This is a genomic window from Streptococcus mitis (assembly GCF_905187535.1).
GTDB classification, from domain to species: Bacteria; Bacillota; Bacilli; order Lactobacillales; family Streptococcaceae; genus Streptococcus; species Streptococcus mitis_BS.
Genome location: NZ_CAJJIE010000059.1, coordinates 235,126 through 258,720, shown reverse-complemented (window position 1 = coordinate 258,720; position 23,595 = coordinate 235,126). Strand labels below are relative to the sequence as shown.

The window sequence follows — 23,595 nt, the reverse complement described above, 5'->3', positions numbered from 1 at the left end:
ATTGTAAATATAACTCTTAACTTTTTGATTTTAGAAAGGAGATTTTAAATGAATAAGTCAGAACAATCCATGTTTGAATTAGCTTTGTCCATCGCAAAAAAAGCACATGAGGGACAATATGATAAGGCTGGAGTAGTTTATATCAAACACCCTCTTTTTGTAGCAAGTCTGGTCGATACGCAAGAAGAAAAGGCAGTCGCTCTATTGCACGATGTTCTTGAAGATAGCCCTTATACAGCAGAAGAACTAATATTGGCTGGTTTACCAGAGACTGTTGTTACTGCAGTGCAGGTACTGACCAAGAAAAAGGGACAAGATTATCAACAATATTTGGAACTTGTTAAATCGAATCCTATAGCACGTTGTGTCAAATTAGCAGATTTGAAACATAATTCAGATTTATCTAGACTAGCTACAATTACTGAAAAGGATCTGGAACGATTTGAAAAATACAAGAAAGCTATTGATTATCTGAGCATGTAGAAAAGCTTTTTTTATGCTATACTAGTTAGGACAATAAATGAGGTGAGAGTAAATGACAAAAGCAGATACGATTTTTAAAGAAAATATTGAACGAATCCTCAAAGACGGTGTCTTTTCTGAGCAGGCCCGTCCCAAGTACAAGGATGGAACTGTTGCCAATTCCAAGTACGTAACGGGTGCCTTTGCCGAGTATGACTTGGCTAAGGGAGAATTTCCCATCACAACATTACGTCCTATTGCAATCAAATCAGCCATCAAGGAAGTGCTCTGGATTTACCAAGACCAGTCAAATAGCCTAGACGTGCTTAATGACAAGTACAATGTTCACTACTGGAATGATTGGGAAGTGGGAGATACGGGAACCATCGGTGAGCGCTACGGTGCCGTTGTTAAGAAACACGACATCATCAATAAACTTCTTAAACAGTTGGAAGCCAACCCTTGGAACCGCCGCAATATCATTTCGCTCTGGGATTACCAAGCTTTCGAAGAAACAGACGGGCTGCTCCCATGCGCCTTTCAGACCATGTTTGATGTCCGTCGTGTAGATGGGGAAATCTATCTGGATGCGACTTTGACCCAGCGTTCTAACGATATGCTAGTGGCCCACCACATCAATGCGATGCAGTATGTGGCTTTGCAGATGATGATTGCCAAGCATTTTGGATGGAAGGTTGGGAAGTTCTTTTACTTCATCAACAACCTCCATATCTATGACAATCAATTTGAACAAGCTCAAGAATTGCTTCGTCGTGAACCGTCTGACTGCCAACCACGTTTGGTCTTGAATGTGCCAGATGGGACTAATTTCTTTGATATCAAAGCGGAAGACTTTGAGTTGGTGGATTATGACCCTGTCAAACCACAGTTGAAGTTTGACCTAGCTATTTAAAAGAATAGAAAAAAGAAGTTGAGACAATAAATCTCAACTTCTTTTGTTTTTTAACGTGATACGCGGCGACGGGCTGCTTTTTTACGGTTTTCTTCGATGAAAGCTGCTTTTTGCTCTTCTGGTTCGATCACTTTCTTTTTAAATGCGTATACTGCACCTGCGACGGCAGCGACAGTTCCTGCGACACCTGTTACAAGACCTTTAGCGAATCCTTTAGCCATGAGTCTTCCTCCTTTATATTCTCAATCAGCCAGCCCCTTCAAGAGGTCACATTTTTCTGACTGACTTTTTTGTGTTATAATAATAGTAACGAAAAAATGGGAATTTTTCAAGGAAAAAAGATGAAAACAAAAATAATTGTGATCGTTGGACCGACTGCAGTTGGAAAGACGGCTCTAGCCATTGAAGTGGCCAAGCGTTTTAATGGCGAAGTGGTTAGTGGAGATAGCCAGCAAGTCTATCGAGGACTTGATATTGGGACGGCCAAGGCTAGTCCAGAAGAGCAGTCAGCTGTTCCCCATCATTTAATCGATGTTAGAGAGGTAACCGAGTCTTACTCGGCTTTTGATTTTGTTTCAGAAGCTAAGATGGCTATTGAAGATATTCACAGTCGTGGCAAGCTAGCCATTATCGCTGGTGGGACTGGGCTTTATATCCAGAGCTTACTAGAAGGCTACCATTTAGGTGGAGAGACTCCTCATGAGGAGATTTTGGCCTATCGGGCTGGTTTGGAGCCCTATACAGATGAGGAATTAGCTCATCTTGTGGAGCAAGCTGGCCTTGAGATTCCCCAGTTTAATCGTCGTCGTGCTATGCGTGCCTTAGAAATTGCCCATTTTGGTCAGGATTTGGAAAATCAAGAGACCTTGTATGAACCTTTGATCATCTGCTTGGATGACGAACGCAGTCAGCTTTATGAACGTATCAACCACCGAGTGGATTTGATGTTTGAGGCTGGGCTTTTGGATGAGGCCAAGTGGCTCTTTGACCATTATCCAGATGTGCAGGCTGCTAAAGGAATTGGCTATAAGGAACTCTTTCCTTATTTTCGTGGGGAGCAGAGTTTGGAGGAAGCTAGTGAGAGTCTCAAACAGGCTACCCGTCGTTTTGCCAAGCGTCAGTTGACCTGGTTCCGTAATCGCATGCAGGTCACCTTTTATCAGATTGGAGAAGCTGGTGTGCAAGACCGCATTTTAAGCCAGATAGAGGAGTTTTTAGATGATTGAAACGGAGAAAAAAGAGGAACGGGTCCTGCTGATTGGTGTGGAATTGCAGGGCATGGACAATTTTGATCTCTCTATGGAAGAATTGGCCAGTCTGGCTAAGACAGCTGGGGCAGTCGTTGTAGATAGTTACAGACAAAAACGTGAAAAATATGATTCCAAGACCTTCGTCGGCTCTGGTAAGTTAGAAGAAATTGCGCTCATGGTGGATGCAGAAGAAATTACCACTGTCTTCGTCAACAACCGTCTGACCCCAAGGCAGAATGTCAATCTAGAGGAAGTTCTCGGTGTCAAGGTCATTGACCGTATGCAGTTGATTTTGGATATCTTTGCCATGCGAGCTCGAAGCCATGAAGGGAAGCTCCAAGTCCACCTAGCCCAACTCAAATACCTCTTGCCTCGCTTGGTTGGTCAGGGAATTATGCTCAGCCGTCAGGCAGGGGGAATTGGTTCCCGTGGACCTGGTGAAAGCCAGCTGGAGCTGAACCGTCGTAGCGTTCGCAATCAAATCACGGATATCGAGCGCCAGCTCAAGGTGGTTGAGAAAAATCGGGCGACCGTCAGAGAAAAACGTTTGGAGTCAAGCACCTTTAAGATTGGTTTGATTGGTTATACCAATGCTGGGAAGTCAACTATCATGAACACCTTGACCAGTAAGACCCAGTATGAGGCTGACGAGCTATTTGCGACTCTAGATGCGACGACTAAGAGTATCCATCTGGGAGGCAATCTCCAAGTAACTTTGACAGATACCGTTGGATTTATCCAAGATTTGCCGACAGAGTTGGTGTCCAGTTTTAAGTCAACCTTGGAAGAAAGCAAGCATGTGGATCTTCTAGTTCATGTTATCGATGCCAGCAATCCTTACCACGAAGAGCATGAAAAAACGGTCCTTTCCATCATGAAAGACTTGGACATGGAGGATATTCCTCGCCTGACTCTTTATAATAAAGCAGATTTGGTGGAGGATTTTACGCCGACCCAAACGCCCTACGCCCTCATTTCTGCCAAATCTGAGGATAGTCGTGAGAATTTGCAGGCTTTGTTTTTAGAGAAAATCAAGGGTATTTTTGAATCATTTACCCTGCGAGTGCCTTTTTCAAAGTCCTACAAGATTCATGATTTAGAAAGTGTTGCGATTCTGGAAGAACGCGATTATCAGGAGGACGGCGAAGTGATTACAGGCTACATTTCTGAGAAAAACAAATGGAGGTTAGAAGAATTTTATGACTGATATTAAAACCTTAGCTCTAAAATATGGGGGCTATACAAGTCTAGACAAGGTCTATCTGGATCAACTTCTAGCTGGTAAAACAGAGCAGGAGCAGTTGGCACTTATCACACCTCCGCCCAGCGTTGTCAATGCTTACTTTGCAGAACTCTACCAGAAAAAAAGTCCTGAGGCCGCGACGGATTATTTTGTGGAACTCAGTCAGGAACTGAATCTTTACAATACTGAGCCTAGTTTCACCCTAGAAAATAAGCCTTTTATTCGTCTTAATCTGTCTGGTAAATCCTTTGGTTTTTGTTATGAGTGTGAGGGTCTTGGTCGGATTTTCTCTGAAAATGAAGAGAAAATTTCAGAAGACTTGCTCTTTGAAATTGCGCAAATTTTCCCCCATCAACTAGTCTTTGAAGAGTCTGGTAAGATTTACATGAAGGCTATTAGAGATGAGGAAGTTGTTAGCATGGAGAGTCTAACAGCTTTGACTGATTTGGAAAGCTTGGCTGATGGTCGCAAGCGTCTTAAAGGTTACAGCCAAGAGGATTTACTGCAAGAAGCTGCTGCTTTTTCTGGCAAGCGCTATTTCCGATCGGAAAACCGCATAGCCATGTTATATATTGATTAATTAGAAAGTATCGAATGGATATTCAATTTTTAGGAACGGGGGCTGGTCAGCCCTCTAAAGCCCGCAATGTCTCCAGTCTCGCCCTGAAACTCTTGGACGAGATTAACGAAGTCTGGCTCTTTGACTGTGGAGAAGGTACGCAAAATCGCATTCTGGAAACCACAATTCGACCACGTAAGGTCAGCAAAATCTTTATCACCCACCTGCATGGAGACCATATCTTTGGCTTGCCAGGTTTCCTTTCTAGCCGTGCCTTTCAGGCTAATGAAGAGCAGACTGATTTGGAAATCTATGGACCTCAAGGAATCAAGTCCTTTGTCTTAACCAGCCTTCGTGTGTCAGGTTCGCGCCTGCCTTACCGCATTCATTTTCATGAATTTGACCAAGATTCTCTAGGAAAAATCCTTGAGACCGATAAATTCACTGTGTACGCGGAAGAATTGGATCATACTATTTTCTGCGTTGGCTATCGTGTCATTCAAAAGGACTTGGAAGGAACGCTGGATGCTGAAAAACTCAAGGCGGCAGGTGTCCCATTTGGCCCACTTTTTGGAAAAATTAAAAACGGTCAGGACGTTGTTTTAGAAGATGGGACTGAAATCAAGGCAGCAGACTATATCTCAGCCCCACGTCCGGGTAAGATTATCACTATTTTAGGAGACACTCGAAAAACGGATGCCAGTGTGCGTCTGGCTGTCAATGCCGATGTCCTTGTCCATGAATCGACTTATGGTAAGGGTGACGAAAAAATTGCTCGTAACCATGGCCACTCTACTAACATGCAAGCTGCACAAGTAGCGGTAGAAGCAGGTGCTAAACGCCTTTTGCTCAACCATATCAGTGCCCGTTTCCTCTCAAAAGATATCAGCAAGCTCAAGAAAGATGCTGCTAGCATTTTTGAAAATGTCCATGTGGTTAAAGACTTGGAAGAAGTGGAAATCTAAAAGATTGGGAAAGGATAAGTATGCCTACTATTCTCATTACCGGAGCTAGCGGTGGTCTAGCACAAGAGATGGTCAAACTCCTGCCAAATGACCAACTCATCTTGCTTGGTAGAAATAAGGAAAAATTAGCCCAACTCTACGGAAATCATCCACAAGCAGAATTGATTGAAATTGATATTACCGATGATTCAGCCTTAGAAACTATGGTAGCAGACCTCTATCTCCGCTATGGCAAGATTGATGTATTGATTAACAATGCAGGTTACGGAATTTTTGAGGAATTTGACCAGATTTCTGACCAAGATATTCATCAGATGTTCGAGGTCAATACCTTTGCCCTGATGAATCTATCTCGACGCCTTGCGGCTCGTATGAAGGAAAGCCGAAAAGGCCATATCATCAATATCGTCAGCATGGCAGGTTTGATTGCAACAGCTAAGTCTAGTTTGTACTCAGCAACTAAGTTTGCGGCTATTGGTTTTTCAAATGCCCTACGATTAGAACTCATGCCTTATGGTGTCTATGTGACAACGGTTAATCCAGGACCAATCCGAACAGGATTTTTTGACAAAGCGGACCCAGATGGGACTTATCTTAAGTCGGTTGACCGTTTCCTGCTAGAACCAGATGCAGTGGCTAAAAAGATTGTCAAGATTATAGGAAAAAATAAACGAGAACTCAATCTTCCTTTTTTGTTGAACCTAGCCCATAAGTTTTATACTCTCTTTCCCAAGCTAGCTGATAAGTTGGCAGGGGAAACTTTTAATTATAAATAAAAAAAGTTGTTCCTAAAATGGAGCAACTTTTTTGACGATTAGAACAAATCAATACCAGTCTTATTTAATGCGTGGCAATGATAAGTGAAGGCGTTGATAAAATTAGAGTAGTATTGCTGATCAATAAATTTTGCGCTTTGAAGATAATTAAATAGATTTTTGGCTAAGGGAATAGCCTCAGGTTTATTCCATCTAAATTGATTGTAAACATGTTCAACTTCTAAAAACATGAGGGGAATAGCCAGATAGCCTCGTTCGAAGGTCTGAAGTGATTTAATTTTTTTAATAATATCATCAGCCTTTTGATAGTAACCCAGTTCAGAGAAATATTTTGCAGAGAAAGTAAGAGCATTTAAGATACGGATGTAGGTGTCAGTATTAGCACTTTCTTTGTACATAAGTAGTAATTGTTTGGTCATATGGTCAATGAGTTCCATCGGGCAATGATTGACGATAACACGATAAATTTCAAGTTCGATACTATTAAAGACATCCGATTTCATTAAATGCTTGATAATGTTTTGAATTCTGGCAATGGTTTCTGGACTCTTTGATATGGTTGGATAATGTCTTAATTTAATAGATTTAAAAATCATTTCTGCTTGAAGTGGATTGTCTTTTAGATAGACATCAAATAATTTTTCGTATTCTTCAATGTAAGTGAGGATATCTTCTTCATGGACCACATGCTTGCCAAATTCAATAGCAGGTAATTCTAAGCAGTCTCCACCTTTATTTGCATAGGCGAGAACAAAATCATTCCATTCAACTCCGATAACAATTAACAATTTGGCAAAGTTTTCAAGTGAAATTCCTTTTTCTCCTTTTTCAAATTGACTTAGGAACTGTGGTGATACGATATCTGAGGCGGCTTCCTTTAGGCTGAGTCCTCGTGCTTCGCGCAGGTACTTAAATGTAGCTCCAAATGGGTATAGATTTTCCATAAATAATCTCCTTACATACTTCTAAGACTATTATACAAAAATTTAGAGAAAAAAATGGAGAAAGAAAACTATAGTTACAAAATACTAGAATTCTATGCTATTTTTTATTTTTATGAACAAGATTGAAACTATAGTTTAAATAGCGAAAAATTTAAATATCTATTATGGTATGATATGGGAAAGAATAGCTAATAAAGCTGGCTTGTTATACTAGTATAACAAGGATTGACTTACCACTCAATCCTATTCTATTAGCCATCAAAGGAGAAAATGCTATGGGGAAAACTTAAACACTTGACACTAGAAAAATATCATATTTACTTTTAAGGTTATAAGACAATTATCAAAAATTTTTAGAAAAATAGAAATATATAAGGAGTTTTGTTATGAAAAACAGAAAAATGTTGGCCTCTTCTTTACTAGCTGGTGCTTTATTGTCAGTAGGTTATGTAGCTTCTAAACCGACAGAAGTTCACGCTTTAACAGATATGAGTGTCAAGGATACTCAAAATCCCTTGAAAATCACCTTAATACAGACAGATGGAAGTTATACAGTAGATACACTTTTGGTTGACCTGCAAAGAAGTTCTACAACTACTGATAATACAGCTCTTGATTTTGATATAGTTAATGAAGATACCGGTGCACTTGCTTCTTCATCCTTTTTTGGTAGATTTAGAGGAAGTAATAGAATAAAAGAGGGAATTAATATACTCTTAGTAAAAGATGGGAACTACCATCTAGATATTTACAGTTCAGGTGATTTTGGAAAACGTTACTTCGGACGTTCAGAAGTTTTTAGAATCTCTAGAGGTGAATATTCTCCGATTAAAAAGGTAGAGATACCAACAGCAACTGAAACTCCAAAACCAGCTACTAACTCTAGCTCAGGTCAGACTGGCTGGTCAGGTTCTTCTTACTACAAGGCTGGTGTGAAAGTAGTCAATCAATGGATTTTTGATGTTCAGTACAATTCATACTTCTACCTAAATGCTTCAGGGAACTTTGTTCAGAATGCTTGGTCAGGCAACTACTATCTTAAGTCGGGTGGCTACATGGCTAAGAGCGAGTGGATTTACGATAAAAACTATAGTTCATATTATTATCTAACATCAGAAGGAAGCTATGCCCGTAATACTTGGGTAGGTAGCTATTACCTTAAATCAAATGGTAAAATGGCCAAGAGCGAGTGGGTCTATGATAGCAGCTACAGTTCATACTATTACTTAACTTCAGAGGGAAGCTATGCTCGTAATAAATGGGTAGGTGACTACTACCTCAAATCAGATGGTAAGATGGCTGTCAATGAACGTACTCCAGATGGCTACAAAGTAGATGGATCAGGTAAGTGGGTCAAATAAAAAAATAAATTTATACGTAAAAAATAAAACTTTTTGAACTTGGGAGAACAGAGAAAATAATGGAAAAACATGAAAACCAAATGAACGAAGAGGTAACTGTAGAAAAAGTCGAAGATACTGAAGAAGTGACCGTAGAAAAAGTCGAAGAGACTACGGAAAGAATAGAAGAATCAATTAATGAAGTAGTTACAGAGAAGCCTGATAGAGTAGAAGCAATAAAAAAAGATGTATCAACTTTTGTAGATAAAGCTGGAAAACAAATCGAAAATCTAGATATGGATGGTTCGATTGAAAAAATAAAAAAATTATTTGAAACAAAACCTCTACAATCTATCGGGATAAGCCTAGCTATCTTTCTTGTTCTTTTCTTTGGAGTTCGTAAACTAACCAGTGATCCATTAGATGGAACTTATGAAATTTTAACAAGACGTGATCATTTAGTCATGGTGATTAAAGGAAATTCTGGGACCGTCATCTCTGAAGATTCAGACGGAGACAAAGAAAAAAGACTAGTGAAAATTGATAAAAAAAAGAAAGAATTGACAATCACAGACGATAAAGGAAGAGATTTAGGAAAAACAAAATATATGTTAAAAGATAAGGAACTTTATCTTCAAGAGCCTGATCAAACCTTTAACCGAGTAAAATAGACTACACATTCAAAGCTTACCTCAGTACCCTAAAAGTTACTGAGGTAGGAAATTGTATATAGGGAGAATATCAAATGAAATTTAAAAAATTAATAACTCTAGCCAGTTTAGTAGGGCTGATTACCTTCTTATTGCCTGTTGTTTCATCAGGTAATCAATCACTAGCTCCGGTAAGTGAGTATGTAGTTGATTATCTAAATGCTCCTTCCCGATTTATGGTATTTATTGTTTGGTACGGTGCATTTGTAATCACTTTATTATTATCTTTATTTATAGTAAATAGAAGAGTGATAGCAATTATTCAGTCACTTGTCATTATTTTATTAAGTGCATTTAGTTTGTTTATTCATTTTACATTCTTGAAAGAAATAGTTGGTAGAGCACAATTAGGTTACGGAGCTATTCTATATTTCATCTGTGCTTTGATAAATATTTTTGCGGCGATTATGATTATAAAAGGTGATAAAGCTACTAGTAAACGGATTGATTAAATAACTTCTTTTCAGAGTAGTTGGGATGGATGTGCTAGTTATGGCATGTGTTTTAGTAAAATAGAAAAAATGGAGAATGAAGTGGAAGAAAAATCGGTATTATTAGAAAATTTATATAATCTACATAGAGGTATAGATTATATTTATCAAAAACAAAACTATAAGATGAAGTTAGAAAATGATAGAAGGAAAGCTAAACAAATACAAGCTCAATTACAAAATTTATTAGAAAGTAATTCATCTAACAAAATAGAGAAAATGATGAGGCAAAGATATGCAGATATCCAATCTTCAGCAAATAATCTATAATCGTGATACTAAACTAATAGAAACATCTAAAAAATGGTGGAAATTTTGGAAATAATAAAAAATCATAACAATATTTGTACAATAACTGTTATACTTTTATGGAAAAATAAATAATATTTAGGAGTCTCTTATGAAAAAAAGAAATACTTTACTTATCTTAGGCGCACTACTTTCTAGTGTCGGTTTAGCAGCTTGTTCATCATCTATGGATACAAAAGGAAAAGGTATCACTCAATTAATGAACGAAAATCAAGAGAGAGTTTTCTATCTTGTGCACGATTCTAATGATGATGACCTACCTGGAAAAGATGAAGATATAGAATACGTCTATATCACAAAAAGCGGAAAACTGAAAGGGTACCAAATAGACGTAAATTTTCATATGGATGAAGTTGTAGGTAAAAACATCGATGAAGTTAGAAAGTTAGCTGAGGAAAAATCCAAAAAAAATTTTGAAATCGATAAAGTTACAGCTAGGGTAGAAACGGATTCGTCAGGGAATAACACTACAGAAGAACAGATAAAAATATCTTGGTACCAAAATAAAGCAGATTATCGTACTTACAAATCTCTAACCTATGGACAAATCCGTGATAGATACTATGCTGGATATAATTCAGGGCGTTCCAGATCCGACTACAATTCTGCACAACTACTCGTTACCGAAGTTTCTAAAGGAAATGTAATAGACTTTGATAAAGCAGATGGTAAAATTGTAGAAGAAAAAAAATAAACAAATTAAGTATCAAATAAAATTCTTTGATGACATTGTAGCTCTTCTTAGATAAACGATAATCACCAGATTTTAATTTACGTTCTATCTTTTCAAAATCAACAACAGCATTATAATCATCCAACGCTAAATCCAAACGAGTTATTTTAGCTTTTAAATCTAATAACAATTAAAAAAAACTGTTCCAGTCACTATCAATCTTTTGAGCTAAATTTGTGCATCCCTCACCTGTCCAAACATAATTCCTAGACATCGATGAATTAATCATTTTATAGATTTATTCCATGTTTTCTTGACGACAAGAAACCTAGACTGTTTTTATAAATTTCTATTTTAGGTGAAATTTGGTATCCTAAATGGGTTGATTTCACTAATACTCTAATTGATGATGATAATAAACAACTTATTAAAAATTCAGGCATGAGACAGTCTGATTATGATAGACAGATTAAACGTGAACAAGAAATTAAGGAAGAGCAACGGCAGTGTGAAATAGAGATGCAAGAAGCTGCAGGAGCTCTAGTGGCTTTTGGTAGTGGATGGTATCCCAAAGATTACTATTTCATAGAAGCTATAGAATTTTTTATCGGAGCTTTAGAAAATTTCAAAGCTGATAATATGAAGGAACTAGTAAATTTATATGATGAAACAAAATATAAAGAATTACAGTTGAACTATCAGAAAGAAATGCTGCAGTTACAAAGGGAACAATATATTGATACTAAGAAAATGCTTCAAGCATTAAGATACAACAATTATGTTCAAACTTTACAATTACAGCAGTTAGATGGAATTCGTAGAAATACAGAAGAAGCAGTTGATTACTTGAGAAATTTACGTGTTCAAGAAAATCATTATCACACGCATAACCATTACCATCAAAATAATATTTATTAATTTATATAGGTGAAATTAAAATTAGAAATAGTATGAAGAAAATTATAAAAATAATTACCTGTTTGGGTTTGTTTTTCGGCTTATTTTCACTTGTGAATTCAGCCCAAGCCGATAGTACTGATTACAACCAACTATTGCCACAAATTACTGAGAAGTGGGAGAGTAAAAATTTATCAGACAAAGCTAGATACCAAATAGGTTATGCGCTAGTCGATATTGATAAAAATGGGACAGATGAGTTATTAATTGGTCGTTCTTATGATAGAAATTGGAGTTTGTATGCTGTCTATTATTTAAATGAACATACACCAACAAAACTGATTGAAAGTACCTCAGAGGTGCAAAGTATAGGTCGAACATCTATTAGCCTTTTTGGTGATGGAAGTGTTGCTATCAGTGAATGGACTTCGGGCTCTGGACAAGGAGAAACAAAACTTTATCAACTCTCAAAAGAGAACAAAGAAGCGGAGCTTGTTCAAAAAGTCGAATTTGATATGAAGGAAAAAGACGGATTTGGTATTGATTTTTTTGGAAAGTCAAAAATAGACACCTCAACGATTGAATATACTTCTCTAAATCTTCCGATTGTTGGAGATAATATGGATCCTAATCCTCCTATGCCAAAGTCTCTTGTCGATGCTAAAATTGGAGATGAAATACCTCTCCCGTCCGAATTAGTAGGTACTTGGATTAATAAAGAGCCAAATAATGGGACTAATCCTGGTAGAGCTTCATCACTTATTTTAGGAGAGGATGGTAGCTATACTGGAACCTTTAAGGATGCAGATATTAGAGGGAAGGTATCTCGTCTTAAAAAAGTTAGTGAGAATGGATTTATTGTCTTAACAGAAAATCAAGAGAATGATTTTTTCTCTTTAATTGTTGGTTTAGGTGGAGGTTTGCCTCCTGGTCATCGACTCGAACATGGTATGGTACTAGAAGGGCGAACTTTTTATAATGTATTGTGGGTAGTAAAAGAAGGAGAGGAAGACTATTCTAAGCCCACCATGCTAGCAACTTTTGTAAATCCAAATTATGGTCCTAAGAAAGTTGAGAAAAAGGTAGAAAAAGAAGTAGCGAAACAGGATGATACAGTGGCAGAATCAACACAAGATAGTAGTGAGGAGAAAAAGACAGAAGAGAATCTATTTGAAAACATTCCAGTGTTTATTATTGTTGCAGGAGCTGGGCTTGTCCTAGTTGTAATTCTTTCTATATTTTGGTTTAAAAAATAAGATTTTATAAAATCCGCTTGATTTATTAGAGAAAAAACCTCAAGAACTAGGGTTGAAAGCTAGTTCTTGAGGTTTTTAAGTTATTCGATTTAGAGTGATTCTCAACTATCAAACTGGACTTCTTCTAGTAGATAGTCGATAAAGCGTTCGCCCATCTTAGATAGGCTGGTTTTTTCATGCTGGATATAGACCAGCTCAATGGGGTCATCAATATCCAATGGGATAGAAACGATATTGTCTCCGTTGAGGTTGCTGTTCAAAATCCCTGTCGCAATGGTATAACCGTCCAGACCAATCAAGAGATTAAAGAGGGTAGCACGGTCGCTGACTACGATAGATTTTTTGTGGTATTCTTGCGAGAGAATCTCTTCTGAAAAGTAGAAGGAGTTATGAGTTCCTTGGTCATAGCTGAGGTAAGGGAAGTTTTCTAAATCTTCCAGTTTCACCTTGTCTTTCTTGGCCAGAGGGTTGGTCTTGCTGACAAAGATATGCGGTTGGGCGGTAAAGAGATGATGAGCCAGCAGGTGGTTGTCATCCAGCATTTTGGTTAAAACATCACGGTTGTAGCTGTTAAAAAATAGGACACCGACCTCACTACGGAAGTTCTTGACGTCGTCAATAATCTCCCAAGTACGAGTTTCACGAAGGAAGAGCTCGTATTTCTCCATATCACTTTTCTTGAGTAGAGAAACAAAGGCATTGACCACAAAGGCATAGTGCTGGGAGGAGACGCTAAAGAGTTCGCGGTGGGCGACAGGATTTTTATAGCGTTCTTCCAGAAGCTGGGTTTGCTCGACAACTTGACGGGCATAAGAGAGGAACTCCATCCCATCACGGGTCAAGGTGATACCCTTTGGATTGCGGATAAAGATTTCAATCCCCATTTCATTTTCCAAATCTCTCACAGCATTGGAAAGACTTGGTTGGGTGATAAAGAGTTGCTTGGCTGCCTCATTCATGGAGCCAGTTTCGACGATTTTGATAATATAATGTAATTGTTGAATTCTCATGTTTTTATTGTACCACACTTGCGTCAGAATCGCCAAAGAAGATAGGAAAATCAGGGGGAGTGTGTGGGTCTCTGTAAAGTAACTAAGAAGAAAATTCTAAATAATTTAAGAAATAGTGTAAAAAAGTAGCTGAGTAAGAGATTGTTCAGCTGTTTTTTTAATTGAGAACTATAAAAATTTTCCTCGAAAATAAGAAACTTGCACGATTTACTCATTACTTATCCAGTACTAGAGTTTATATTAGTTATTGTAAAGATGATCATCTAAAAGAAGGAAGGAGGCAACCTTATTGCTAAAAATACAAGTCGTCCAGAGATTGATTCTCTAAGTTTCGAGGTTGAAAACCAAGAACTTTCCGGGCAATCAGAAGCTAGTGGTACACAGCTTTTAAAATGACACTAGCAGGTCTCTGTGGATTGTGTTTCACCTATTCCTATGAGTGTACGAGAAATAATGTTCGCTGTTAGATAAAACAAAAGGAAAATTCTAGTGTTTTATTACAAAACATTGACAACATTTTGATTTGGTGTTATATTTACGGGGAGAAATACAAATAAAACAAGACAACTTTGAGATTGATTCTTTGGATTATGGAAATTAATAGCCAAGAATTGGATGGTAAATCTGCTGCTGGGTGGCGTACGACTGTTAGATTAACAGCATAGGGGCGCGGTGATTGGTGATTTACATATTCTTATGAATGTATTTCGCCAAACGTGCGCTGTGGATAAAACTCTCTATTTTTTAACAGGAGGATAAAATGGAAGGAATTATTGGAACACTAGATTTCTATGCACCTGTACTGGTCTTAGGAGTTGTTGTCATAGGGATTGTTTACTTTATGAAAAAAAGAAATGATCGCAAATAATCAACATCGACCGATACCTGAAAAAGGCATCGGTTTTTTATAACTTGAATATATTGCACAAAATACTCATGGCAAACCTTGAAAGAAACCGTATAATGAGAGCGTAATAAAGAAACGGAGGAATGAAATGATGAAACAGCTTATCGTGATAGGATTAACGAAAACATTTGGTCAAGGGGATAATATCGTTCATGCTTTATTAGAGGTGAATTTGTCCGTTGAAAAAGGTGAATTTCTGGCAATTATGGGTGCCAGTGGTAGTGGAAAAACAACACTCCTCAACTGTATTTCAACGATTGATAAACCAACGTCAGGTGAGATTCGATTTGAAGATTTTGACATCATCCATGCCAAGGAAAATGAACTAGCTGACTATCGTGCTAAAAATATTTCCTATATTTTCCAAGCCTACAACTTGGTGGAAACCTTGACGGTCTATGAAAATATTGTTCTACCTCTTCAAATTCAGGGGAAAAATATCAAAAAACATCAGGATAAGATTGAGGAAATTTTGGATAAGTTGGCCATCCAAAACTTAAAAGATAAGTTTCCTAATCAGTTATCAGGTGGCCAGCGACAACGTGTGGCAACTGCTAGAGCCTTGATTGATGATTCTAAACTGATTATCGCAGATGAGCCGACAGGAGCCTTGGACTCTGCCAATTCTGAAAAACTGATGGCGCTTTTGCAGGAAATCAATAAAAGTTTTGGTATTACCATTTTACTGGTTACGCACGACCCTGCTGCAGCCAAGTACTCTTCACGGATGGTGCTACTTAGCGATGGAAAGATTATGGATGATTTGGAACGTAACAGCTTATCTAATGAACAGTATTTGCAAGAGATTTACAGTCGTACCAGATAGGAGGGGGAGAGTATGTATCCAAAATTGATTTTACGAAATGTATTTCGAAATTTACAGACTTATACCATCTATTTTTTCAGTCTGACATTGATTTATAGCTTGCTCTACGCTTTTAATGCTTTACCAAGCCATCCAGTGATGCAAAGTTTATCAGGGGCAAAGGAAATGTTGACGACGGTGATGAGCCAGTACATGGGCTTGCTTTCCTATCTGATTCTATCGGCGATTGCCTTTCTCATCGTTTACGCTACAAATTTTGTGCTGGGACGGCGCAAGAAAGAGCTGGGACTTTATGCAACGCTGGGAATGAAGAAGAAGCAGATTATCCGTACCCTGTTCTTTGAAACCATGCTGGTCAATATCTTTTCCTTGATTCTAGGTTTCTTGCTTGGATTGATCTTACTGGTCATTCTAGCTAAGATTGCATCTGAGTTTTTTATGGCTAATTACTTTGGTAGTCTGCTTTTCTTTGATAGCAAGTCTGTCATCTTACTAGTTTATTCCTATTTGGTAACCAGTTTTATTGTTGGTGTCATGGACATTCTTACCTTTAGAAAGCAAAATATCATTGCACTTATTCAAGAGAATGGGGTCAAGAAATCTGTCTTGGCAAAAGGCAAGCCAGTTCTTCAAGCACTTCTCTTTATTCTTTCGACAGCTGTTATCGGTTTTGGTGCTCTCTATTTTTCAGACTATCACCATCTATCATTCTTGAAAAGCTGGGGTATCTTGCTGGTATCTGTCTTCGTGATTTTTGTGATTTTGTTTTACAATACTTTAAGCCATTTTGTCTTGATTTCCCTTAGAAAACTGCCTCAAACCTACTATAACAAACTAAACACTTTTAAAATCCGTCAATTTTCAAAACAAGCTGATAGTAATTCGGTCACGTTGGCTGTCTTATCCTTGACCTTGACACTGGCTCTCAGCTTACTCGTTTTTAGTGGTAGTGCCTATACGACTATGAACCGAGAGCTGAACAAATACTCACCTTATGATGTAACTGTCAATCTCTACCGTGGTAAAGAGTTTCAATTTTCTCAGGAATCTGTCAAAGACAGATTGAAAGCCGATGGCTTTGACTTTAATTTCATCAAAGAAGAGTACAGCTATCCTAGCTATTCTAGTGATGTAATCTATAAAGATTTGATTGATACCAGCAATCTCTGGGAGCATGATAAGAAACTTCCTGAATCAAAAGTACCGATTTTAGGAATTTCTGCCTACAATCATCTCCGCAAACTGCAAGGGGAAAAAGCGGTTGACTTGGCAGATAACCAATTTCTGGTCAATGCCAACTATAAAGGAACTGCCAAGCAGATCCAGGACTTTCTATCAACGACCAAAACCCTCATGATTAACGGTCATTCTCTCAACCTTGCCTCTTCAAAGCCACTTGAAACAGTTTACTTTTTATCTTCAGTAGGTCTAAATGACGCAGGAACCTTGATTGTACCAGATAAGGTAGTAGTTGGATTGACGGAAGACCACACGACCTATGTTGCCAATTTCAAAGAAAACATTGACAAACGGGAAGTAGAAACATTCTTGAGTCAGTGGATTGAAAAATACTACTTCACTCGTGATGGAGCAGAGTTGAATTCGTTCACCTATCAAACGAAAGGAAGTATTTTTGAGGTTTACCTTGGATTTATGGGCGTCATTGTCTTTGTCATGATTTTTGTCAGTGTTATTTTTATCATTATTTCCCTCAGTATCTTGTCCCTTCAAACTTCTACAAGTTCTTTGGATAGTGTCAATGATTATCAAATCTTATACCTTCTTGGTAACAAGAGAAAGCAAAATCGCTCTATTCTTTTGCAACAGATTCTAAGTTATTTCTTGGTTCCGCTGGTTATCGCAGGTCCGCTAGCATTTTCCTTGAGTACCGCTCTTTTGGGCTATTTTGAGAATTTCGCTAATACCAGCATTTCTATTGATATCACCTATCTGGGAATAGCGGTCTTACTATTTGTTCTTTACCTGCTAGTGACTTACAGAGTAAGTTGGCAAATTATTGAAAATTAAGTCAAATACCAGAGTTGCCAATCCGACAATTCTGGTATTGTGTTATAATGATATTAAAGTAGTTCAGGAAGTGGATACATATGAAACAGTTTGTCAAATCGCTCTCGAAAAACTCACTTTTATTGTGGTGGTTGACGATTTTTAATCATCTAGCTTTAATGATTTATATTTATTATAGGATCCCTCTGGACTTTTCGACAGATTTTTCCTTGCAGATGGTTTTATTGCTGATTATTGCTTTAATTGTATTTAGCTATATTTGTAATATTGTGACCTTTCGGTATAGTGAGTTGAAACTCTGGTTGCTCCTGATGATGTTTCTCATTAGCTGGCAATCCATATTTAATCAAGGAGTTGCGAGCACCCTGTTGCACTTTTTTGATATTCTTCATCCGCTCAACTCTTTTTTATTGGTGTATAGTTCTCTGTCTATTATCTTTCTGGGAGAGAAAATAGGAGAAGAACTGTTGAGTGTGTCCTTTGTGTTGACACTAATCACTATTAGTTCGTATCTGTTAAGTCCTTCAATTTTTCTATTTCTGTCCTTGTTTGCGTCTTTCTTTTTAAACCTTGTTCCCTTGATTTTACTGATTTTATATTATAAAGAGTTGAAAAGTAAACTCAAGTATCAGAGACGAAATTTGTGGATATTAGCTTTGATATTGCCTCTTTCTTATTTCTTTTTGTATATCAATACGAGGGGCTCAGGAGTGATGAACCTAGTCTGGTATCTAGAAATTCTTGGTATCTTAGCTTTTTTACACTTCAAAACGATTGTCAACTCTCTTCAAAAAAGGGTATCAGAGTTGAAATTGTCCTATATAAAAGCTTTTTCACACTTGTTTTTACTGGTTCTGTTTTTGTTAGTAGGTATTTTCATCATCTTTCGTCTCGATTTAAACACGAGCTTTTTGGTCTTGAATATCATGTTACTATTGTTCGGGATTTGTTCGGAAGAATTGATTCGCCTCTTTCGTTCTGCTGAAATGCTAGATGCTAGGGATTATGTAAAAGTTCTCTTTTTAAAGCGTAATCGTATGGTGAAAAGTCTGCTGGCAAATGAAGACACAGAACAACAGTTCTCCGAATTTCTTCACAATGAAATCCTGCAAAATGTGATGGCGATAAAAAATTTCAATAAATATAGTATCAATCGGGCTTTTGGTGAACAGATCAATCTGGTGACAGAGGAGTTGGTTCAGCGGATTCGTGAGCGGATGGATTATTATCAGCCAATGGTAGAAACAGACGAGCAGTTAGACATACAGTATCAAGGGCTGATTAATCGGATTGTCAAGCGCTATCACGCAGAAAATGAAGTCGTCACACAGTTTCCTGCCCACTTTAGGCTTTTATCTCCTTACGATAAAATTGCCTATCGTCTGGTTGAGGAGTTGGCGACCAATGCCGTTAAGTACGCTAGTGGTGGAACGATTTCTTTGAAGATTGATGTACATGATGACACTATTTTTATCATTTCTGAAAATGACTGCCTTCAAACAGAAAAATCCTTAGGTTATGGCTTGAAAAATATGTCTAATAAAATTAGTGTTTTAGGTGGTCAAATGCAGATTTTTGAAAATAATAAGAGATTTCGTGTAGAAATTACTCTCCCGATTGATAAGGAGTTGTGTTATGAAAATTTTGTTAATTGATGATCATAAATTATTTAGCCAAAGTATCAAGATGATTTTAGAGTTATCGGAAAACATTAAAAAGGTCCAGTTAGTAGATAATTTTTCGACTATTTCGGAGATTGCTTTTAATGACTACGACATTATTTTGATTGATATCAACCTGACGAGTCTGTATCAAGCTGATGGGCTGACCTTGGCACAAGAGATTATCGACAATGGTTGTTCTAGTAAGGTTGTGATTTTGACAGGTTACAGCAAAAAGATGTATGAACACCGAGCTAAAGCTATGGGGGCTTATGGATTTCTAGATAAAAGTATGGATCCAGATGAGTTGGTGAAAAAACTGGAAAAGATTTATCTAGGAGGTAAGATCTTTTCAGATGAAGTGATGGTAGAGGTGCTAACACCACGAGAAATCGAGATACTAGAACTGGTTAGAAATGGCTTGACTATTGATGATGTCTGTGACAAGGTCTATGTGAGTAAACGTACAGTTTCCAATCACCTGGCCAATATCTTTTCAAAATTAGGAGTGGCTAACAGGCAGGAGGCGATTCACATCGCTGAGCAGTTGGGTTATTTTCCACCAGATTAAAAAGTTGCAGAAGATGCAGCTTTTTTAAATTCTGTGATACTTCTTGTGTGAGTCTCTTCTTGAAAAAAACACAAAATTTTGCTAGAATGAGTCTTATGAAAACATTCTATGATGTGCAGCAATTCCTCAAACGATTTGGTATTATTGTTTACATGGGAAAACGCTTATATGATATTGAACTGATGAAGTTGGAACTCTCTCGGATTTACGATGCAGGGTTGATGGACAAATTAGACTATCTAGAGGCAGAAGCGGTTCTACGCAGAGAGCACAAGGTAGAATTGGATTATATTGAGAAAAATGGAGAAAAGAACTAATGGTTACTTGGATTTTGTGGGCACTTATACTGGCAATGTTGGCATGGATGGGCTTTAACTATCTTCGTATTCGCCGTGCGGCTAAAATTGTAGACAATGAGGAGTTTGAAGCCTTGATTCGTACGGGTCAATTGATTGATTTGCGTGATCCAGCAGAATTCCACAGAAAACATATTCTTGGGGCTCGCAATATTCCTTCAAGTCAGTTGAAAACTAGTCTTGCAGCCCTTCGTAAAGACAAACCTGTCCTTCTTTACGAAAACCAACGTGCGCAACGTGTGACAAATGCAGCCCTTTACTTGAAAAAACAAGGTTTTTCTGAGATTTATATCCTTTCTTATGGTTTGGATTCTTGGAAAGGGAAAGTGAAGACTAGTTAACCTTATTTCCAAATTAGTCGAATGATAGGATGAAGCTATTGTTTTATAGTATAATTAATTTGTATAAATTTAAGGAGTTCTTAGAACATGAAAGAAAAGAAGAAAAATCCACTTTTTGTTGGTATCTTGTCGATTATTCTTGCTTTGTTATTTCCGTTGGGAGGTATTGGTTTAGGTATTACCAGTTTATTGTATGCTAACTCACTTCAAAAAGAATCTGGACTAGACTATAAAACAGAAAAAATTATAGCTATTGTAGGGATTGTAGTTTCCGTAATTAATTGGGTTTTAGGATTGATTCTTTTTTATGAATTAAGTAGTGTAAAATAAAAAAGCTTTAATTTTAAAGCTTTTTTGTTTTATCGACTCATCTCTAAATAGTTTTTAATGATTTGTAACTCTTTTTGGTTCAAAGGGCGGTAGTTACCTTCTGCTAAATCTGGGTTCAATGTGAAGTCCCCAAATTGGATTCTCTTGAGGCTAGTCACCTTGACACCAATCGAGAGGAACATTTTCTTAACCTGATGAAATTTTCCTTCTGAAATGGTAATAGAGGCTTGGCTGTGGGAAGGACTTGCAGATAGAATCTTTAGTCTTGCAGGTTTACAGACAGTACCATCTAAAAAGACAATTCCCTTTTGAAAGGCTTGGATATGGTCAGGTGTCAGAAGTCCATTAACCTCAACCTGATAAGTTTTATCGACATGATATTGGGGATGGAGGAGCTGAAAGCCCAAAGGACCGTTATCAGTCAAGAGGAGGAGTCCTGTCGTATCTCGGTCCAGTCGGCCGACGGCATAGAGCATGTCAGACTGGATGTCAGGCGGAAGGAGGTCCATGACGGTTGGAAGTTCCCTGTCTTTATTGGCTGTAACGACACCAGTAGGTTTATGAAGCATAAGATAGGTGTGTTCATAGCCTTGAATGATTCGACCCTGAAAAAGGAGTTCTTGTAGCCCTGTATCGATATTTTGAGCTAGGGAGCGGGCTGGGCAACCATCGACTAGAATTTCCCCTTTAAGTAAGGCTTGTTTCATGGCTTTTCGGCTGATTTTTTCTTTGGCTAATAAATTATCTAAACGCATACTGTGCCTATCTTATCATAAGTCGCTTGCTTTGAAAAGGCTTGACGTGAAAAGAAAAGCGGAGTGAAAACATTTACACTTGCTTGAATTATGTTATTTACTTGAAATTATGGTATAATCGTTCAGTTAGAAAATAAATTTTGAATATTATAGAGGAAATCATGACAAAATTAAGAGAAGATATCCGTAACATTGCGATTATCGCCCACGTTGACCACGGTAAAACAACCCTTGTTGACGAATTATTGAAACAATCAGAAACGCTTGATGCACGTACTGAATTGGCTGAGCGTGCTATGGACTCAAACGATATCGAAAAAGAGCGTGGAATTACCATCCTTGCTAAAAATACAGCCGTTGCCTATAACGGAACTCGTATCAACATCATGGACACACCAGGACACGCGGACTTCGGTGGGGAAGTTGAGCGTATCATGAAAATGGTTGACGGTGTTGTCTTGGTCGTAGATGCCTACGAAGGAACCATGCCACAAACTCGTTTCGTATTGAAAAAAGCCTTGGAACAAGACCTTGTCCCAATCGTGGTTGTTAACAAAATCGATAAACCATCAGCTCGTCCAGCAGAAGTAGTGGACGAAGTCTTAGAACTCTTCATCGAGCTTGGTGCAGATGATGACCAGCTTGACTTCCCAGTGGTATATGCTTCAGCGATCAACGGAACTTCTTCATTGTCAGATGATCCAGCTGACCAAGAAGCTACGATGGCACCAATCTTTGACACAATTATCGACCATATCCCAGCTCCAGTAGATAACTCAGATGAGCCTTTGCAATTCCAAGTATCACTTTTGGACTACAACGACTTCGTTGGACGTATCGGTATCGGTCGTGTCTTCCGTGGTACTGTTAAGGTTGGGGACCAAGTTACCCTTTCTAAACTAGATGGTACAACTAAAAACTTCCGTGTTACAAAACTCTTCGGTTTCTTTGGTTTGGAACGTCGTGAAATCCAAGAAGCTAAAGCAGGTGACTTGATTGCCGTTTCAGGAATGGAAGATATCTTTGTCGGTGAAACCATTACTCCGACAGACGCAGTTGAGGCACTTCCAATCCTACACATCGATGAACCAACTCTTCAAATGACTTTCTTGGTTAACAACTCACCATTTGCTGGTAAAGAAGGTAAATGGGTGACTTCTCGTAAGGTAGAAGAACGCTTGCAGGCAGAATTGCAAACAGACGTTTCCCTTCGTGTTGACCCAACTGATTCACCAGATAAATGGACGGTTTCAGGACGTGGAGAATTGCACTTGTCAATCCTTATCGAAACAATGCGTCGTGAGGGATATGAACTTCAAGTATCTCGTCCAGAAGTTATCGTAAAAGAAATCGATGGTGTTAAATGCGAACCATTTGAGCGTGTACAAATCGACACTCCAGAAGAATACCAAGGGTCTGTTATCCAAAGCCTTTCTGAACGTAAGGGTGAAATGTTGGATATGATTTCAACTGGTAATGGTCAAACTCGTTTGGTCTTCCTTGTTCCTGCGCGTGGTTTGATTGGATACTCAACTGAGTTCTTGTCAATGACTCGTGGTTACGGTATCATGAACCATACCTTCGACCAATACTTGCCATTGATTCCAGGTGAAATTGGTGGTCGTCACCGTGGTGCCCTTGTTTCTATCGATGCTGGTAAGGCTACAACTTACTCAATCATGTCTATCGAAGAACGTGGTACAATCTTTGTTAACCCAGGTACTGAGGTTTATGAAGGAATGATCATCGGTGAAAACTCTCGTGAAAATGACTTGACAGTTAACATCACTAAGGCGAAACAAATGACCAACGTCCGTTCAGCTACTAAGGACCAAACAGCTGTTATCAAGACACCTCGTATCTTGACACTTGAAGAGTCTCTTGAGTTCTTGAACGACGATGAGTACATGGAAGTAACGCCTGAGTCTATCCGTTTGCGTAAACAAATCCTTAACAAGGCAGAGCGTGAGAAAGCTAACAAGAAGAAAAAATCAGCTGAATAAGAGCTAGAAAGAGATAAAG

General features: G+C 38.1%; 28 protein-coding genes. 23 read left to right on the top strand and 5 right to left on the bottom strand.

Annotated features, from left to right (window positions below; translation table 11 throughout):
* The first annotated feature begins 48 nt into the window (after positions 1 to 48).
* On the top strand, positions 49 to 483 hold the full coding sequence (locus JQ841_RS07110) for an HD domain-containing protein (RefSeq protein ID WP_001043052.1): 435 nt from the start codon (positions 49 to 51) through the stop codon (positions 481 to 483).
* 52 nt (positions 484 to 535) lie between these two features.
* The gene (locus JQ841_RS07105) at positions 536 to 1,375 is read left to right on the top strand and encodes a thymidylate synthase (protein ID WP_203180516.1); all 840 of its coding nucleotides are present in this window, start codon (positions 536 to 538) and stop codon (positions 1,373 to 1,375) included.
* 50 nt (positions 1,376 to 1,425) lie between these two features.
* On the opposite strand, the gene JQ841_RS07100 is transcribed toward JQ841_RS07105, so the two are convergent.
* Positions 1,426 to 1,596, bottom strand: coding sequence for a DUF3042 family protein (locus JQ841_RS07100; RefSeq protein WP_001051780.1), 171 nt, complete (start codon positions 1,594 to 1,596; stop codon positions 1,426 to 1,428).
* 120 nt (positions 1,597 to 1,716) lie between these two features.
* On the opposite strand from JQ841_RS07100, the gene miaA reads away from it, so the two are divergent.
* The 5 genes from miaA to JQ841_RS07075 are packed head-to-tail and all read left to right on the top strand — an operon-like array spanning position 1,717 to position 6,168.
* Positions 1,717 to 2,601 (top strand): tRNA (adenosine(37)-N6)-dimethylallyltransferase MiaA, encoded by an 885-nt coding sequence (miaA, locus tag JQ841_RS07095; protein WP_203180515.1) that lies wholly within the window; start codon positions 1,717 to 1,719, stop codon positions 2,599 to 2,601.
* Entirely contained in the window at positions 2,594 to 3,832 is a 1,239-nt protein-coding gene (gene hflX / locus JQ841_RS07090) for a GTPase HflX (protein WP_203180514.1), read from the top strand. Before miaA ends, hflX begins: the two co-directional genes overlap by 8 nt.
* Positions 3,825 to 4,448, top strand: a complete 624-nt coding sequence (locus JQ841_RS07085) for a cystathionine beta-lyase (RefSeq protein WP_203180513.1) — start codon at positions 3,825 to 3,827, stop codon at positions 4,446 to 4,448. The genes hflX and JQ841_RS07085 overlap by 8 nt, the downstream gene beginning before the upstream one ends.
* A gap of 14 nt (positions 4,449 to 4,462) precedes the next feature.
* Positions 4,463 to 5,392 carry a ribonuclease Z gene (gene rnz / locus JQ841_RS07080; RefSeq protein WP_060627850.1) on the top strand — a complete coding sequence of 310 codons (930 nt, stop codon included), beginning with the start codon at positions 4,463 to 4,465 and terminating at the stop codon, positions 5,390 to 5,392.
* Between the two features lie 20 nt (positions 5,393 to 5,412).
* Positions 5,413 to 6,168, top strand: coding sequence for an SDR family NAD(P)-dependent oxidoreductase (locus JQ841_RS07075; protein ID WP_203180512.1), 756 nt, complete (start codon positions 5,413 to 5,415; stop codon positions 6,166 to 6,168).
* Between the two features lie 38 nt (positions 6,169 to 6,206).
* On the opposite strand, the gene JQ841_RS07070 is transcribed toward JQ841_RS07075, so the two are convergent.
* Positions 6,207 to 7,112, bottom strand: a complete 906-nt coding sequence (locus JQ841_RS07070; protein ID WP_049502386.1) for a helix-turn-helix domain-containing protein — start codon at positions 7,110 to 7,112, stop codon at positions 6,207 to 6,209.
* Positions 7,113 to 7,498: 386 nt separating this feature from the next.
* On the opposite strand from JQ841_RS07070, the gene JQ841_RS07065 reads away from it, so the two are divergent.
* The 7 genes from JQ841_RS07065 to JQ841_RS07035 all read left to right on the top strand — a co-directional run bounded on the left by JQ841_RS07065 (position 7,499) and on the right by JQ841_RS07035 (position 12,788).
* The gene (locus JQ841_RS07065; RefSeq protein WP_084946992.1) at positions 7,499 to 8,473 is read left to right on the top strand and encodes a PspC-like choline-binding domain-containing protein; all 975 of its coding nucleotides are present in this window, start codon (positions 7,499 to 7,501) and stop codon (positions 8,471 to 8,473) included.
* Positions 8,474 to 8,532: 59 nt separating this feature from the next.
* Positions 8,533 to 9,123 carry a hypothetical protein gene (locus tag JQ841_RS09985; RefSeq protein ID WP_084946990.1) on the top strand — a complete coding sequence of 197 codons (591 nt, stop codon included), beginning with the start codon at positions 8,533 to 8,535 and terminating at the stop codon, positions 9,121 to 9,123.
* Between the two features lie 74 nt (positions 9,124 to 9,197).
* Positions 9,198 to 9,614, top strand: a complete 417-nt coding sequence (locus JQ841_RS07055; protein WP_084946988.1) for a hypothetical protein — start codon at positions 9,198 to 9,200, stop codon at positions 9,612 to 9,614.
* Positions 9,615 to 9,695: 81 nt separating this feature from the next.
* Positions 9,696 to 9,923 carry a hypothetical protein gene (locus JQ841_RS07050; RefSeq protein WP_084946985.1) on the top strand — a complete coding sequence of 76 codons (228 nt, stop codon included), beginning with the start codon at positions 9,696 to 9,698 and terminating at the stop codon, positions 9,921 to 9,923.
* A gap of 130 nt (positions 9,924 to 10,053) precedes the next feature.
* A complete protein-coding gene (locus tag JQ841_RS07045; RefSeq protein WP_084946982.1) occupies positions 10,054 to 10,656 on the top strand; it encodes a hypothetical protein in 603 nt (200 codons plus the stop codon).
* 420 nt (positions 10,657 to 11,076) lie between these two features.
* On the top strand, positions 11,077 to 11,553 hold the full coding sequence (locus JQ841_RS07040; protein WP_238395604.1) for a hypothetical protein: 477 nt from the start codon (positions 11,077 to 11,079) through the stop codon (positions 11,551 to 11,553).
* Between the two features lie 32 nt (positions 11,554 to 11,585).
* Positions 11,586 to 12,788, top strand: a complete 1,203-nt coding sequence (locus JQ841_RS07035) for a hypothetical protein (RefSeq protein WP_203180511.1) — start codon at positions 11,586 to 11,588, stop codon at positions 12,786 to 12,788.
* Positions 12,789 to 12,889: 101 nt separating this feature from the next.
* Here the strand turns inward: JQ841_RS07035 and JQ841_RS07030 are convergent, their stop codons facing one another.
* The gene (locus JQ841_RS07030; RefSeq protein WP_042750500.1) at positions 12,890 to 13,798 is read right to left on the bottom strand and encodes a LysR family transcriptional regulator; all 909 of its coding nucleotides are present in this window, start codon (positions 13,796 to 13,798) and stop codon (positions 12,890 to 12,892) included.
* A gap of 760 nt (positions 13,799 to 14,558) precedes the next feature.
* Between JQ841_RS07030 and JQ841_RS07020 the strand changes: the two genes are divergently transcribed.
* From JQ841_RS07020 to JQ841_RS07010, 3 genes are all read left to right on the top strand, one after another.
* Positions 14,559 to 14,666, top strand: coding sequence for a QVPTGV class sortase B protein-sorting domain-containing protein (locus JQ841_RS07020; RefSeq protein WP_020901952.1), 108 nt, complete (start codon positions 14,559 to 14,561; stop codon positions 14,664 to 14,666).
* A 130-nt stretch (positions 14,667 to 14,796) separates the two neighbouring features.
* Positions 14,797 to 15,531 (top strand): ABC transporter ATP-binding protein, encoded by a 735-nt coding sequence (locus JQ841_RS07015; RefSeq protein WP_203180521.1) that lies wholly within the window; start codon positions 14,797 to 14,799, stop codon positions 15,529 to 15,531.
* Between the two features lie 12 nt (positions 15,532 to 15,543).
* Complete coding sequence (locus JQ841_RS07010) at positions 15,544 to 17,559, top strand: FtsX-like permease family protein (protein WP_203180510.1); 2,016 nt, start codon at positions 15,544 to 15,546, stop codon at positions 17,557 to 17,559.
* A gap of 239 nt (positions 17,560 to 17,798) precedes the next feature.
* Here the strand turns inward: JQ841_RS07010 and JQ841_RS09975 are convergent, their stop codons facing one another.
* Positions 17,799 to 17,951 (bottom strand): hypothetical protein, encoded by a 153-nt coding sequence (locus JQ841_RS09975; protein ID WP_238395603.1) that lies wholly within the window; start codon positions 17,949 to 17,951, stop codon positions 17,799 to 17,801.
* A 321-nt stretch (positions 17,952 to 18,272) separates the two neighbouring features.
* Between JQ841_RS09975 and JQ841_RS09970 the strand changes: the two genes are divergently transcribed.
* From JQ841_RS09970 to JQ841_RS06985, 5 genes are all read left to right on the top strand, one after another.
* A complete protein-coding gene (locus tag JQ841_RS09970; protein ID WP_238395606.1) occupies positions 18,273 to 19,214 on the top strand; it encodes a sensor histidine kinase in 942 nt (313 codons plus the stop codon).
* Complete coding sequence (locus JQ841_RS07000; RefSeq protein ID WP_000698194.1) at positions 19,195 to 19,791, top strand: response regulator transcription factor; 597 nt, start codon at positions 19,195 to 19,197, stop codon at positions 19,789 to 19,791. The genes JQ841_RS09970 and JQ841_RS07000 overlap by 20 nt, the downstream gene beginning before the upstream one ends.
* A 47-nt stretch (positions 19,792 to 19,838) precedes the next feature.
* A complete protein-coding gene (locus tag JQ841_RS06995) occupies positions 19,839 to 20,108 on the top strand; it encodes a YqgQ family protein (RefSeq protein ID WP_000051787.1) in 270 nt (89 codons plus the stop codon).
* Complete coding sequence (locus JQ841_RS06990) at positions 20,108 to 20,488, top strand: rhodanese-like domain-containing protein (RefSeq protein ID WP_000259256.1); 381 nt, start codon at positions 20,108 to 20,110, stop codon at positions 20,486 to 20,488. Before JQ841_RS06995 ends, JQ841_RS06990 begins: the two co-directional genes overlap by 1 nt.
* An 87-nt stretch (positions 20,489 to 20,575) precedes the next feature.
* Complete coding sequence (locus JQ841_RS06985) at positions 20,576 to 20,818, top strand: DUF4190 domain-containing protein (RefSeq protein ID WP_143951872.1); 243 nt, start codon at positions 20,576 to 20,578, stop codon at positions 20,816 to 20,818.
* Between the two features lie 29 nt (positions 20,819 to 20,847).
* Here the strand turns inward: JQ841_RS06985 and JQ841_RS06980 are convergent, their stop codons facing one another.
* On the bottom strand, positions 20,848 to 21,573 hold the full coding sequence (locus JQ841_RS06980) for a 16S rRNA pseudouridine(516) synthase (RefSeq protein ID WP_203180508.1): 726 nt from the start codon (positions 21,571 to 21,573) through the stop codon (positions 20,848 to 20,850).
* Positions 21,574 to 21,734: 161 nt separating this feature from the next.
* On the opposite strand from JQ841_RS06980, the gene typA reads away from it, so the two are divergent.
* Positions 21,735 to 23,576, top strand: a complete 1,842-nt coding sequence (gene typA / locus JQ841_RS06975; protein ID WP_000164111.1) for a translational GTPase TypA — start codon at positions 21,735 to 21,737, stop codon at positions 23,574 to 23,576.
* Positions 23,577 to 23,595 lie beyond the last annotated feature (19 nt).